Origin of the sequence: Microbispora sp. H10949, assembly GCF_014161435.1 — a bacterium.
Classification (GTDB): domain Bacteria; phylum Actinomycetota; class Actinomycetes; order Streptosporangiales; family Streptosporangiaceae; genus Microbispora; species Microbispora triticiradicis.
In genome coordinates this window covers 25,841-40,381 of the sequence record NZ_JABBWZ010000003.1, presented here as the reverse complement: position 1 = coordinate 40,381, position 14,541 = coordinate 25,841, and the positions used below count along the sequence as shown (strand labels likewise).

Below are 14,541 nucleotides of genomic sequence, written 5' to 3'. Positions count from 1 at the left end.
TTCGTGATCGTGGCCGCCCGCCGGAACGGAACGGCCACGGATAACTCCCACATCCTTCCAAACCAGGATCGGGAGCTCTCGGACGGTCACCGCAGGGAGGCCGGGCGGCGCCACTCCTCCCCGAGCACGTGCTGACCCAGGAAGGCCAGGACGGTCTCGTACCACGCGATCGCGTTGCCGGGCTTGAGCACCCAGTGGTTCTCGTCGGGGAAGTAGAGGAACTTCGCCTCGACCCCCGACCGCTGGAGGTCCCACCACAGCCGCAGACCCTCGCCGATCGGCACGCGGTAGTCCTTGTCGCCGTGGATGACCAGCATCGGCGTCCTGATCTCGCCGAGCCACCGATGGGGCGACAGCCTCTCGTAGCTGGCCGAGCCGGGCGCGCCGAACTCGCGCTGCCAGTAGTCCGCGCCGTCCGTGGTGCCCGCGAACTGCTCCAGGTTCCACAGGGAGGCGTGCGTCACGATGGCCCGGAAGCGGTCGGTGTGCCCGGCGACCCAGTTGGCCATGTAGCCGCCGAACGACCCGCCCATCGCCGCCGTCCGCTGCTCGTCGATCTCCGGCCGTTTCAGGCACTCGTCCGTGATCGCCATCAGGTCGGCGTGGGTGACCGGGCCCCAGTCGCCCCAGCCCCGGTCGATCATGCCCTGGCCGTACCCGGTGGACAGGCAGGGGTCGGGCAGCAGCACGGCGTATCCGTGCCTGGCCATGAGCCAGGGGTTCCAGCGCCAGCTCCAGTCGTTCCAGCTCCCGAGCGGCCCGCCGTGGATCCACAGCAGGAACGGCGCGGGGTCCTCGGCGGTCGCCTCCGCGGGGACGACCAGCCAGCCCCGGATCTCGGTGCCGTCGTCGGCCGTGGCGGTGACCTCGGTCAGGGTGCCCGGCAGGTCGAGCGCCGGAACGGGCGAGGGCAGCGCGGTCACGGTGCCGTCCGGGTCGATCCGCACCGGCACGGGCGGCGAGTCGACCGCGCCGCGCAGGGCGTAGACCTCGCCGCCGGGGGCCGGGCACAACTCGGCGTACGCGCCGTCGTCCAAGGTCAGCCGGGTCGTCGCCGAGGCGGCAGGCCCGTCCAGGGAGACGCGGAAGACCGGCCGGCGGCCCCGGTCGTCGGCGGCGACGAACAGCTCCGCCGACGAGGGCGCCCACGCGACCGACGCGGGGAAGATCTCCTCGGCGACGGCCCGCCCCTCGCCGGTGGCCAGGTCGATCACCCACAGGTCGACCGTGGCCGAGACCTGCTCGGTGGCGTGCCGCTCCCGGCTGCAGGCGACGTGCCGCCCGTCGGGCGACACCACGACCGGCCCGCCGAAGTCGTGGCCCGGCGAGGTCGCGAGCGTCCGCCGGGACCCGTCCGCGAGGTCGATCGCGACCAGGTCGGTGCGCCCCGCCCCGTTCGGCAGGAACTCCCGCCACGCGGTGATCACGGCCGAGCCGTCGGGAGTGACCGCGAAGGAGGCGTCGCGCAGCGCGCCGCCCGGCTCGGGGGTCAGGTCCCGGACGTCCTCCAGGCCGTCCCGGGCGGCGCGGCCCGCGAAGAGCCGGGGCTGCGCCGGGCCGAGGTCGTGGTCCCAGAAGCGGATCGGGTAGCCCTCGTGCAGGATCGCGCTGACGCCGTCGTCCTCGCGGCCCTTGCGGCGCTCCTCCTCGGTCGCGGCGTCGCCGGGCAGCACCTCGGAGGCGTAGACCACCACGTCACCGGCCGCCCGGACCGCGCCGATCCCACCGGGGCGGGTGGCCAGCCGTACGGGCTCGCCCCGCTCCGGCAGCAGCCACAGCGCGGGCGTGTCGCCGCCCGGCTCCTTGACCGTCTCGTCGGGCCGCCGGGAGACGAACAGCAGGCCTCCGTCCAGCGGGCTTCCGCCGGGGGCGAACTCCGCGCCCGCCTCCCCCTTCGCCGACCGCGTCAGCCGGTGCGGCTCACCCTCGGGGGTGAGAGGGATCTCCCACAGCGCCGTTCCGTACGACCTGCCGTCGGGGTTGAGGGACTGGACCACGGAAACGAGCCGGGTTCCGTCGGGTGACAGCCGCAGCGACGCCACGCGCGGCAGGGCCATGTACTCGCGGATGTCGGGAAATTGGGTCACCGCTCGAACCTACTCGCCCGGGCCGACCGTCTCGACCCCCCACTAGTGTTGTCGTTCATGGGGAGCACCACGGGGTACGACGCCCTGCTCGTCGTCTCGTTCGGGGGGCCGGAAGGTCCCGAGGACGTCATGCCGTTCCTGGAGAACGTCGTACGCGGCCGGGGCGTGCCGCGTGAGCGGCTGCTGGAGGTCGAGGCGCACTACCAGCGGTTCGGCGGGGTCAGCCCGATCAACCGGCAGTGCCGCGAGCTGATCGACGCGCTGGACGTGGACCTCCCGGTCTACTGGGGCAACCGCAACTGGCATCCGTTCCTGGAGGACACGGTCCGGCGGATGAAGGAGGACGGCGTCCGCCGGGCGGCGGCCTTCGTCACCGCGGCCTACCGCTCCTATTCGAGCTGCCGGCAGTACCTCGACGACATCGCCCGCGCCCGCGCCGCCGTGCCGGGGGCCCCCGAGATCGTCAAGCTGCGCCACTACTACGACCACCCCGGGTTCGTGGCCGCGATGGCCGACCACACCCGCGAGGCGCTCGCCGCGCTCCCCGAGGACGTGCGGACCGGCGCCCGGCTCGTCTTCACCGCGCACAGCATCCCCGTCTCCATGGCGCGCACCGCCGGCCCGTCCGGCGGCGCGTACGAGGCCGAGCTGCGCGAGACCGCGCGGCTGGTGGTCGAGCAGGTGGACGCGGGACGGCCGTGGGACCTGGTGTGGCAGAGCCGCAGCGGCCCGCCGCAGGTCCCGTGGCTGGAGCCGGACGTCTGCGACCACCTGGAGGCGCTGCACGCCGAGGGCGTGCCGGCCGTGGTGCTGGTGCCGATCGGGTTCGTGTCCGACCACATGGAGGTCGTCTACGACCTCGACACGGAGGCCGCCGCCCTGGCCGGAAAGCTCGGCCTGCCGCTCACCAGGGCCGCGACCGCGGGCACCCACCCGCGGTTCGTGTCGATGGTGGCCGAGCTGCTCGCCGAACCCGCGCCCGCGCCGTGCCCGGGCACCTGCTGCCCGGCCCCCGCCCGCCGGCCCTCCTAGTGTCCTGAGTCAGGAGGCGTACGAGCGGGCGTAGGCGTCCGCGAGCGACAGCACCTTGTTCACGTAGTCCCAGGAGTGGTTGTAGAACCACACGGACTTCCTGAGCTTCTCGCCGCCCGCGCCCGCCCCGTTGGCGCACAGGTACTTGGCGGCCGACGGCACCGCGTCGTAGGGGCTCCAGATGTCCGCCTCGCCGTCGCCGTCGCCGTCCACGCCGTACGACTTCCAGGTGGCGGGCATGAACTGCATCGGCCCGAGCGCCCCGGCGGACGACGGGCCGTTGTTGCGGCCGTGGCTGCTCTCCACCTGGCCGATCGCGGCGAGGACGGTCCAGGAGAGGCCGGGGCAGACGGTCGCCGAGCGCTGGTAGAGGTCGAGGTAGCTCTCCGGCCGCCCCACCAGGGCCTGGCCCTGCGGCGTGGCGGCCTTCGGCCGCTCGCTCTCCGGGCCGATCCGCACGACCTGCGCGCCCTTGCCGAGCAGGCGGGCGACCGAATCCCGGTCCACCTTGCCGGGATCGCCGTGCACGAGCACCACGACCCCGGCGGGGAAGCCGAGACGCCGTCCCACCTCCTGGCTGACCAGCCCGTCGATGTCGGGCAGCCCGAGCGAGGCCGAGGCGGCGACCCGCAGCCGGGGGCCGCCGTCGATCTGGTAGTCGACGCCCAGCCGCACGCCGAGCCGCTTGATCGTCCCGCTGTCGGCGACCAACTCGCCCCGGGCGAGCCCGCTCCACACCTCCGGGTGCTCGGCCACCCGCTTGGGCGTCCACGAGCGGAACTGCGCCGGGTCGACCGCGAGCAGCCGCAGGGCCGTACCGGAGACGTGCACGGCGCCGCCGTCGGTGACCGCCACCTTCTGCACGTGCGGCAACTTGGCGATCTTGCGTAGCGTCCGCGCCGGAACCGTGGCCGGGGAGATCGCCAGGAGCTGCGGCGGCGTGACCTGCACGCCCGGCCCGCCCGCGACGGGCGCGCTCGACGGCAGCGTGCGGTCGGGCACGAGGGCGGCCGTGGTGGCCCGCGCGGCCGGGCGCGCCTTGTCCGGGCGCGGCCGGTCACCGGCCACGTCGCCGGCAGCGAGCGCGCCGGAATCGGGCCAGGTCACGAGGGCGGCGACACCCATGGCGAGCACACTGACGATCACGACCGCGAGCCCGGTGACGATGGGACGGATGCGCCCGGTAGCGTAGGAAGAGCGGGAACGCACAGTCAGACCCCGCACCTCCGGCGACGGAAAATCACTTGCCCCATGATAGGCGGGCAGGCGATGGTCGAAACCGGAAATAAATGACGTCCGCGTGCCTCAGGAGTTCTCACCGGAACTTTCCGCAGGCCGCCGCCGCTGTCCGAACGGCCGGCCCGGACGCACACGCACCATCGTGCCGAAGGGGAAACACCAATGGTCGGGCCGTATCGAGGGCTGTTCGGCACGCCCGGAGTCAAGGGCTTCGTTCTCGCGGGGTTCGTGGGGCGGGCGCCCATGTCGATGCTCGGCATCGGGGTCATCCTGCTCGTCAACGCCGTCACCGGCTCGTACGCGACGGCCGGGGCGGTCGCGGCGACCGTCTCGGTGGCCTTCGCCGTCGCCGCGCCCCTGTCGGGGCGGCTCGTGGACCGCTTCGGCCAGTCGCGGGTGCTCGTCCCGTTCATCCTCCTGCACGCCGCCTCGATCACCGCGCTGATGCTGTGCGCGCACGCCCGGACCCCCCAGTGGGCCCTGTACGCGGCGGGCGTGGCGTCCGGCGCCACCGGACTGTCGCTGGGCTCGATGGTGCGGGCGCGCTGGTCGCACGTGCTCGACGACCCCTCCCGGCTGCACACGGCGTTCTCGTTCGAGTCGGTGGCCGACGAGCTGATCTTCGTCGGCGGCCCGGCGTTCGTCACCGCGCTGACGACGGGCGTCAACGCCTACGCCGGGCTCATCGCCACGATCGTCCTGGCCGTGTCGGGCACCCTGGTCTTCGCCTGCCTGCGCGGCACCGAGCCCCCGGTCGTACGGCACCAGAGGTCGGGCGGGTCGCCGATCGCGATCCCGGGGGTGGCGCTGCTGTCGGCCGTCTTCCTCGCCATGGGCGCGGTGTTCGGCTCGATCGACATCATCACGGTCGCCTTCGCCGACGAGCACGGCAACAAGGCGGCGGCCGGGCTGCTGCTCGCCTCGATCGCGGCCGGCAGCATGATCTCCGGGCTGTGGTTCGGGTCCCGGAACTGGAAGATCAGCCTGCGCAGCCGGTTCGTGCGAGGGTTGTCGCTGTTCGCGGCCGGGTTCACCCCGGTGCTGCTGATGGACGACATCCGCGCGATGGCCCTGGCGCTCTTCCTCGCCGGGCTGTCGATCTCCCCCACGCTGATCACCGGGTTCTCGCTCGTCGAGCGGATGGTCCCGGCCGGGCAGCTCACCGAGGGCATGGCGTGGATCTCCACGTCCATCGGCCTCGGGGTGGCCGTCGGCGCGTGGGCGGGCGGGCGGCTCACCGACGCCTACGGCGCGTCCAACGCGTACGGCTTCTCCTACGCGTGCGCACTGCTCGCGGTCGCGGTGGGTCTCGGCGGGTCGGCGCTGGCCCGCGTGCGGCAGCGGGCCGGCTGACGCTCCGCCGTCCGGGCTGTAGGCAGCGGGGGCGTTCATGAGTAGTGTTCGCGTTCACTGCCGGGCACTGGAGCACAAGAGCATGGACGCCTTCGTCAACTGGGCGCGCAACCAGTCGGTCACGCCCGCCGAGACGCGCACCCCCGCCTCGGCCGCCGAGGTCGCGGACGCCGTACGGGACGCCGCGAGAACGGGCCGCCGGGTCCGCATGACCGGCACCGGGCACTCGTTCACCGGGGTGGCGCTGACCGACGGCGTCCTGCTGCGGCCGCACGCCCTGACCGGGGTGCTCGACGCGGGCGACGGCTGGGTGAAGGTGGCCGCGGGCACGCCGCTCCATGCGCTGAACGAGGAACTCCACCGGCGGGGGCTCGCGCTCGCCAACATGGGCGACATCACCGCGCAGACCGCCGCCGGGGCGATCCAGACCGGAACCCACGGCTCCGGCAGGCACACGGGAGGGCTCGCCGACCAGGTCGCCGAACTGGAGATGGTGCTCGCCGACGGCTCGGTCGCGACCGTGCGGGAGGGCGACCTGTTCGACGCGGCCCGGGTGGGGCTGGGCGCGCTCGGCATCCTCACCGCCGTCACGTTCCGGGTCGAGCCCGCGTTCCTGCTGCGCGCCAGACGGGAACCGATGGCGTTCGGCCGGATCCTCGACGGGCTCGACGACCTGACCGGGGCCGACGACCACCTCGACTTCTTCTGGCTGCCCCACACCGACACCTGCCTGGTCAAGCGCAACAACCGCGACGCCGGCCCGGCCCGGCCGCCCACGGCGTTCAAGAGGTGGCTCGACGAGGTCTTCCTGGAGAACACGGCGTTCGGCGCGGCCTGCGCCCTCGGCGCCCGCCTCCCCCGGGCAGTGCCCGCGATCAACCGGGCGTCCGCCCGGCTGCTGGGGGCGTCGGAGCACGTGGACGCCTCCCACCGCGTCTTCACCTCCGTCCGCGAGGTCCGCTTCCTGGAGACGGAGTACGCGATCCCGCGCCGCCACCTCGCCCGCGCCCTGCGGGAGGTCCGCGACCTGCTGGACCGGTCGGGCCGGCCGGTCACCTTCCCGGTGGAGGTCAGGGTCACGCCGCCCTCGGACGCCTGGCTGTCCACCGCGTACGGCCGGGACTCGGCGTACATCGCCTGCCACGTCTACCGGGGCGCGCCCGACCCGGAGTACTTCGCAGGCGTCGAGGAGATCATGACCCGGCTGGAGGGCCGGCCCCACTGGGGCAAGCTGCACACCCGCGACGCGGACTACCTGCGCGGCGTCTATCCCAGGTTCGACGACTTCGTGGCGCTGCGGCGGGAGATGGACCCTGACGGGCTGTTCGCCAACGATTACCTCGACCGGGTCCTCGGCGCGTCGCGGGATGGCTGACCCCATCGCCGCGTAAAGTCCCTCTCCACGGTCCGGCGTCTTCCGCGTGTCGCGTTGCCCAAGCCTCCCCCGGGGCAGGCACATTGCGGAGCACGGGCAGACCGGAGCCCGGCGCGCCACTCGAACCGAGGGAGCAACGCAGTAATGAGACCCTCCCGCAGGTCCGGCCGCACGGCGTACGGCACGTGCGCCGTCGCCAGGCCGTACGGACGGGCCGTGGGCGCGCGCCATCCGAGACACGACCCGCACTCTCGCGTTCCGGGTGCCGCCTTTCCTCTGGTCGATCATGACCGACGGGTTGCGGCGAAGTGAACGTCAAAAATGTGACCGGGGTCACAACACCTGCCTCGCCTCCTGGCGAGGCGATGTTCGGACATGCCGGGTACGGTGCTGGAAGGCAACCGGTTCACGCGAGAGACTCAAGGGTCCGGGGGAAGACAGAGCACGACGACGAAGGGACTCGCATGCAGGAGCTCCGTCTCGTCGCGGTGAGTGAAGACGGAACGTACCTCGTCCTGGCGACGGCCGGGCGGGGCACGCGCTTCACGCTGCCCGTCGACGACCGGCTCCGTGCTGCGGTTCGCGGCAACTTCTCCCGTCTCGGCCAGTACGAGATCGAAGTGGAGAGCCCGTTGCGTCCCAAGGAGATCCAGGCGCGCATCCGTGCCGGCGAGACGGCGGAGGAGATCGCGGCCACCGCCGGGATCCCGGTGGAACGAGTCCGCTGGTTCGAAGGGCCCGTTCTCCAGGAGCGCGAGTACATGGCCCAGCAGGCCCAGCGCGTCCCGGTCCGGATGCCCGGCGAGACCACCCCCGGGCCGACGCTCGGCGAGCTGGTGGCCGAGCGGCTCACCCGGCGCGGCGTGCCCGCAGACGAGATCGACTGGGACTCGGCCAAGCGCGACGACAACCTCTGGCGGGTGCGGCTCGGCTTCGTCTGGAACGGCCACACCCGGCACGCCGAGTGGCTCTTCGACCCCCGCCGCCGCCACATCACGCCCAACGACGACGAGGCCATGCGCCTGTCTGCCGCCGAGTACGTCGAGCCGGACCAGGCGGACGACGCCACCGTGCGGCCGTTCGTGCCCCGGCTCGCCAGCAAGCTCGCGCCCGTGCCGCCGCTGCCCAACGAGGTCCGCAGCCGCGACGAGTCCGCGTTCCGTCCCGAGCCGGTGCGCTATGAGCCGTCGCGTCCCGAGCCCGCGCGTGCCGAGCCGGTGCGTCCCGAGCCCATGCGCGCCGCCGAGCCGGTGAGATATGAGCCGCCGCGGGCCGAGCCCGCGGCCTTCGTCGAGCCCGCCGCTTTCGTCGAGCCGCTGCCGCGGCTGGGCGCTCCGCTGCGCCCGGAGCCCGGGCGGCAGCAGGACCCCGCCGCGCGGCGCGGCGACGGACGGACGGATCCGTCCGAGGAGGAGCTGGCCGCCTACCGGCCGGAGCTCACCCCGGTGCCCTTCCGGCTGCCGCAGTCGCTGATCTCCGCGCCCGAACCGGTCGCCCCGCCCGCCCTTCCCCCGGCCCGCGACCCCTACGACGCCGCCCCGCCCGCGCCCCCCGTGAGCCGGGACGCACATGACGCGGCCCCGCCCGCTGTCCCGGACGCCGCGGCGTACGCGCTTCCCCCTGCCCGAACCGAACCAGACCCGGACTCCATCGCGGACGCCGTACCGACGGCACGGACCGAACCCGAGCCTTCGGCCGCTCCTGCCACCTCCGCTCCGTCTGCGGCACAGAGCGCCGTGGCGGACACTGCGCCGCCCGCCACGCCTGCGCAGGCCGCAACGCCCGCCCTGCCTCCGGCCGAAGCCGCATCACCCGCTTCGGTGCCGGACGCCGCCGCGAGCGCCGTGCCTCCCACACAGACCGAACCCGCAGCGCATCCCACGCCTGCCGCCTCCGCGCCCCCTGCGGCACAGAGCGCCGCCGCGGCGGGCACTGCGCCGCCCCCCACGCCCGCGACCTCGGTCGCGGAGGCGGAGCGTGGCGCGGACGCGCCCGTGCCGCCGCGGCTTACGGCCGCCGAGGATGGCGCTGCCGGCGACCGGACGGACTCGGGTGCGGACGTGTCGCCTGCCGTGCAGGCCGTCACGCCCTCCCCGGTGCCGGACGCTCACGTCAGCGCCGCAACCGGCTCCCGGACTGCCGCCGACGACGCCCCGGCTGCCGCTACGACACCCGCCCCGAAGGCGGATGCCGATGCTCGCGAATCGGACGCCGGTGTCCGGCCGGTGGGAGAAGCCGCGACACGCGACGTCGAAGCACCCGCCCCTTCGCCTGTCAGCGTGCCGTCTGCCGACGCTTCAGCAGCAGCCGCCCCGGCGACCACCGCGAGCGCGGACAGCGACGCTCCGTCCGTCCAGGACCCTGTCACCGATGCGTCGCAACAGGCGGAGACCGTTGCGAAGGCGACCGAGGCGCCGAGCACCGCTACTGACACAGCCACGGACGCCACGACCACAGCCATCGAGAGCGCGGACGCGGCCGATGGCAGCACTCCCAGCGCGCCGGGTGGCACAGCACCCGAAGCATCGGCTGAGGACACGACCTCCGGCGGCCCGGGGAGCACCGACGCGGCGAACGCCGGCGTATCGGACACCGACACCGCCATGGCCGGCGGGACGGCGCACACCGACGACAGCGCCTCTGCCACGGCGGAGAGACCGGTGGTGGCCGACACCGCGACTGCCGAAGTCGCAACGTCGGCCACGGAGACAAACACCGCGGCAAGCGCTCCGGCGGACGCCGGGACGGAAGCCGCGGCCGACAGCGCGGCGGACACCGCCGTTCCGCCTGCCGTAGCTGCTGCAGCGGAGCCTGCCGCGGATGACACGGTCCAGGAGACGCGGCCCGCCGTGCCCGCGCCTGCGCCGCCTGCTGAGGCGGCCACCCCGGCCCCTCAGCCGCGCCCACGGCAAGCGGGAGACCGTGCGAGAGACGAGGCCAAGGGCGGCACGAAGGAAGGGCTGAAGGACAGCCCGAAGGACACCGCCAAGGAGGGTCCGAAGGAGTCGAAGCCGGAGACTCCCGCCCCTCCGGTGCCGAAGCCCGCTCCCCCGCGTCCACGCAAGTCGCGCGGCCGGCGGGCGTCCGTACCGACCTGGGACGAGATTATGTTTGGTGCCCGCAAGCAGGACTGACAAGCGCGACAGCGCTCTGCCGACTGCTACGCGCTCATCGCGCCATGTTCAAGGAGATGATCTTGGTTGTGCAGCGAACCTCCCGGTGTTTCTGCACAACCGGAGGTTGGCTGCAAAAAGCCTCTTCTGTCGTGTCATCTTGCGTACGCCCACCTGCGGCTTTACGGTGGGGTCCTCATCGCCCCTACGAGGGGTCGCAACCGGACCGGGACAACTGGGTGCGGGTGGGAAAGGTCGTGTCCTCATCGCCCCTACGAGGGGTCGCAACTTTGCCGTTAGGCTTGCGTCAACGTGTAGGCGTTGAGGTCCTCATCGCCCCTACGAGGGGTCGCATCTTTTCCCCGACTGTGAACTTGACGTTGTCACCGGGTCCTCATCGCCCCTACGAGGGGTCGCAACTCCTTGATCTCGACCAGGTCCATCCTGATCTCCTTTGTCCTCATCGCCCCTACGAGGGGTCGCAACGCGTGGAGCGGGGCGGCGCTGCCGCCTCCCGGCACCTGTCCTCATCGCCCCTACGAGGGGTCGCAACCCGAGCAGTTCGGCGCGTTCGCCTCTGTCGCGCGGTCCTCATCGCCCCTACGAGGGGTCGCAACCCGACTTTGGCGGGTGCGGCGATGCGGACGTCGTGGTCCTCATCGCCCCTACGAGGGGTCGCAACTTGGCCTCGTCTGCCTGCGCGTTACGGCGCGGGTCCAGTCCTCATCGCCCCTACGATGGGTCGCAACTCAGGTAGGGCGTTGGCAGTGGCGCGGATGCGGCGTCCTCATCGCCCCTACGAGGGGTCGTAGACGCAGCTCAGGCACCAGGGCCAATGAGAACGGGTGGCCCAAGTCGGCGGCGGTGACCTGGGCCAGGACTTCCGGGAGGAGGTGCTACTGGACGGTCTTGGCCTCGAACCGCTTGGCGGTCCAGTCGAGACCGGCCTGGCAGACCTGCTTGACCCAGCCGCGTACGAGCGTCTCCGCCTCGTCGGATCCGACGCCGAACTGCGTTGCCGTCCAGGCGACCAGTTCGCTGTCCGGCTTGGAGGCGGCGGCGCAGATGCGGGCCAGCAGCAGGCGCACTGTACGGTCGCCCTCGGTGAGGATGACGGAAAGGGCCTTCCGCGCCATCGTCTCCTCCTCGGCGCGGATGACGAGGTCCTCGGGGCTCGACTCGGGAACGGTCTGCCACGGCAGGGGCTGGTCGTCGTGGAGATAGAGAGCCACGTTGGCCATGAAGAAATCGCGCCGCAGCGACCGCAGCAGGTCGAGTTCCTTTCTCAGCAGGCGCCGTGCGGTAGCCAGATCCAGGCCGAGCCGGTCGAGCATCGCAGCGGGAATGGCGTGCGGATCCTGGTGCCCGTTGCGGAGCCGTACGACCGCGTCGACGAGCAAATCGAACGCGGCGGAGTCCGCTCGGAGGGGCGCCGCCCACTTGGCCTGCTTCAAGTCGCGTTCCGGCCGGGCCGAGGCGCCCCGGGCGACCGCGTCCTCGCGTCGCACCTGCGCCTCCAGGTTCAGGAGCCGATAGTGAACGAGCTGGGCGCGGGCGGCGCGCACCCCGGTCGGCTCCCCCGCCGTCGGCCGGCGGCACAGAAGACGGGCCAGCCGGTCGACATCTTCCGCAGCGGCCGTCGGCGACGTCACCCATTCGACGATCGTCAACATCTCGCGCAGCGGCTCGCCCGCACGAGTTCGGCGGACCTTGCCCTGCAACACCTCGCGTAGGTCCTCGAATCCGGCGATTTTCTGGTCGCCCATCGTCTGTTCGCATTCGTCGCACCAGCGGTCCACGTCCACGCCGCTACAGGGGCGGCCATGGTGCCGGGCTCTGATCAACGGTCCGCGTGCGGCGTCGCGGAGCGCAGGCCAGACGAGTGAGTGGTAGGCGTGAAAGGCGTCGGCCTCAGACAAGGACGCGATGGCACCGAGCTTCATAGGAAATGCCCCTCCGAGGCATGACAAGAGAACACGCCGGAAAAGGCGGTCTCGTGACGGGTGGCCTCGAAATCGAGGCCCTCAGAGGGAGCGACATGATGCGCTCGAAGCTCGCGGGCGTCTGCCGTTGAACGGAATCAGGCTGCCAACCTGGAGTGCGTCCGTCAAGCGGTTTCGCGAGATATCCCTTCAAGCAGAGCAATGACCTTCTTGTGGAATTCGAGCAATGTTCTGTCGCCATCGGCAGGGCTGTTCAGTTCCCCGACGGCCCGGCGGAGCAGCGCTCGCACCTCGCCAGGTCTCCGGCGACGCTCTCGCTTCTGCCGATCCAGGCCGTGCCCGTGTACGCCCTGGTTCGCGAGCTTGCCGAGGTCGTTCAATGCTGAGGACGCAGTCCGCATCGACTGCCACAGCCTCCACGGGAACAGCGCTGGACGTAGCGCCTCCACGGCGAGGTAGGCCGTCGGCAGCGACCTGCGGGGGTTGTCAGCGACCTCGGCGATCAGCGTCAGCCGTCTCCGAGCGACGGCCAGTCGCTCGTGCAGCGTCCACATGTCCGGTGCAGGACCGAACACGAGATTCTCCAATTCGGCGAGAGCCGGGTCGACGCCTCGAAGGACGTCCGATCCGCGCCTGACCAGTCGGCGTGCCGTGCGCAGGTCGAGCCGTTCGACCGCGCTCACGGCGAGACGGGCGAGCACCCGGTCGGCGCCCAGGCGGCCGAGAATGCGCTGACCTGGGCGGACTTCGACTCCGGGACCGCCGTGTGCCCCGGCGACCGGTAAGCGGGCCAACTCCGTGACCCACAACGGGCACGCAGCCGTCATGGACCATTCCACCGCCGCCGCGATCATGCCGTAATTCGTCATCGGCGGCCCGGGGTTGAGCGCGAGAACGACCTCGTCTACGTCACGCAGGCTTTCCGAGCCCGTCAGGCCGGTCGGCTTCGCCTCGGACGCCAGCGCGGCGACGACGGTCTCCCGCACATATTCCAGCCCTCCTGTGACCCCCTCGATGACCCGCACATCGGCGTCCGCCGCGATGTCCGCGGCCGCGCGAGCGAGCCGGTGCGCCCGCGCAAGGCTTTCGGGGCTGGCCAGCAGCCGCAGCCGCACTACGCCCCTGCGCAGCAGGCGCTCCTGCCGTCGCCGCAACTCGGCGAGAACGGCGTGCAGCGCCTGCAGATCCTCCAGGTCCCTGCCCTCACGATCGAGCCCCACAGCCAGCAGCCCCAGAACGTCTCCGCTGCCCAGCACCGGCCAGCAGAGACCGCCTGTGGCCTCGACCAGGCTCCGCCCCTGGTCTCCACGCTCCCACTCGTCGGCCGCGGCGATCAGGGTGGGCGGCAGCGGCCCTGGTTCGAGCCGCTCCGGCTTCAGGTGGGCCTGGTGGGTCGAGGCCAGCGCGTAGAGCTCGATGAGCTCCGCGTCCCTGAGCATGGCCGCGCAGGCGCTTCCGGTCTCCGCCCTCAGGTCACGGGCGACCGTTCGAAGCCGACCGGCCAGTCCTCCCTCTCCGTCGGCCCTGCTCCCGAGCGCCTCTATCAGCGCCGCGAGGCGATCCCGCGCAGGGGCGTTCAGGTCTTTCTCCCGCTTGTACAGGTTCCTCAAGTGACCGGCGAACCAGGCGCGGAGCAACCCGTAGTCAGCCGCCTCGCCACGGCCGAGCCGCTCGAACAGCGCTGCCTGTGCCGTCGGCCATGTCTCCGCGAACTTGTCGAGCCGTCCCCTGCTGACACCCGGAACCGGTGTGGGGCGCTCCCGGAGAGCGTCCGCGTAGCCGGTGTCGCCGGCCTGCCGTGCCGCGAGCAGCCTCCAGAGTGGCCGATCTCCTGGAGTCAGGTCCGCGAGCGCGTCCCAGAAGCGGTAACGGACCAGCCATGACACCAGATGGCGGTCCGGTTCCTCCGGGCGCTCCAGCGCGTACGGCTCACCCGGAGCGTCGACATGAACGATGTGGGCCGGCCGACGGGCCACCAAGGCACCGCAGAGGGCACCGGCGCTCAGCGCGAAGGCCCCGGAACCGCACGTGATCAGGATCTCGGCTGTCTCGCGTCCCGCGAGCCACGAAGCCACAGCCCGCGAGGTCTCAGCGAGTCCGGGAGCCTCCACCCGTACGACCGCCACAGTGTCGGCGGCAAGGCGTCTGCCGCAGAGACCGGCCTCGGAGACGAGTCGTGCCCGCATCTCGTCGGCGTGGTCGGCAAGCGTCTCGCCGTGCGATCCGACGGGAGTCGTGGTGCCGAGCAGTACGACTCCGGCGAGATGGATGTCGGCCGCGGCGAAACCGTCGAACAGCTTGCGCAGCGGACGGCGCTGCTTGCCGACGGACTCCGGGTCACCCTCCAGGTCGGGGATCACCTGGTCGAGACGTGGCGCACCCGGCCGGCCCAGGTCGCC

At 72.2% G+C, this 14,541-nt stretch carries 8 protein-coding genes and 1 CRISPR repeat array; of the genes, 4 read left to right on the top strand and 4 right to left on the bottom strand.

The genetic code is table 11. The annotated features are described in order from the left end of the window. Positions 1-86: 86 nt before the first annotated feature. Positions 87-2,057 (bottom strand): prolyl oligopeptidase family serine peptidase, encoded by a 1,971-nt coding sequence (locus HHX40_RS07750; RefSeq protein ID WP_182880362.1) that lies wholly within the window; start codon positions 2,055-2,057, stop codon positions 87-89. Positions 2,058-2,144: 87 nt separating this feature from the next. On the opposite strand from HHX40_RS07750, the gene HHX40_RS07745 reads away from it, so the two are divergent. Next, positions 2,145-3,119 (top strand): ferrochelatase, encoded by a 975-nt coding sequence (locus HHX40_RS07745; protein WP_182880003.1) that lies wholly within the window; start codon positions 2,145-2,147, stop codon positions 3,117-3,119. 9 nt (positions 3,120-3,128) lie between these two features. Here HHX40_RS07745 and HHX40_RS07740 read toward each other — a convergent pair whose 3' ends face one another. Then, on the bottom strand, positions 3,129-4,328 hold the full coding sequence (locus tag HHX40_RS07740; RefSeq protein WP_310737987.1) for a lytic transglycosylase domain-containing protein: 1,200 nt from the start codon (positions 4,326-4,328) through the stop codon (positions 3,129-3,131). A gap of 192 nt (positions 4,329-4,520) precedes the next feature. Between HHX40_RS07740 and HHX40_RS07735 the strand changes: the two genes are divergently transcribed. The 3 genes from HHX40_RS07735 to sepH all read left to right on the top strand — a co-directional run bounded on the left by HHX40_RS07735 (position 4,521) and on the right by sepH (position 10,220). Beyond that, entirely contained in the window at positions 4,521-5,711 is a 1,191-nt protein-coding gene (locus HHX40_RS07735) for an MFS transporter (RefSeq protein WP_182880002.1), read from the top strand. Between the two features lie 82 nt (positions 5,712-5,793). Then, complete coding sequence (locus HHX40_RS07730; protein WP_182880360.1) at positions 5,794-7,086, top strand: D-arabinono-1,4-lactone oxidase; 1,293 nt, start codon at positions 5,794-5,796, stop codon at positions 7,084-7,086. 464 nt (positions 7,087-7,550) lie between these two features. Then, positions 7,551-10,220 (top strand): septation protein SepH, encoded by a 2,670-nt coding sequence (gene sepH, locus HHX40_RS35605; protein WP_220498856.1) that lies wholly within the window; start codon positions 7,551-7,553, stop codon positions 10,218-10,220. A 171-nt stretch (positions 10,221-10,391) separates the two neighbouring features. Then, positions 10,392-11,012: a CRISPR direct-repeat array (repeat unit 30 nt; unit sequence GTCCTCATCGCCCCTACGAGGGGTCGCAAC). An 83-nt stretch (positions 11,013-11,095) separates the two neighbouring features. Here sepH and HHX40_RS07720 read toward each other — a convergent pair. Further along, complete coding sequence (locus tag HHX40_RS07720) at positions 11,096-11,965, bottom strand: hypothetical protein (RefSeq protein WP_182880001.1); 870 nt, start codon at positions 11,963-11,965, stop codon at positions 11,096-11,098. 341 nt (positions 11,966-12,306) lie between these two features. Continuing rightward, on the bottom strand, positions 12,307-14,502 hold the full coding sequence (locus HHX40_RS07715; RefSeq protein WP_182880000.1) for a hypothetical protein: 2,196 nt from the start codon (positions 14,500-14,502) through the stop codon (positions 12,307-12,309). Positions 14,503-14,541 lie beyond the last annotated feature (39 nt).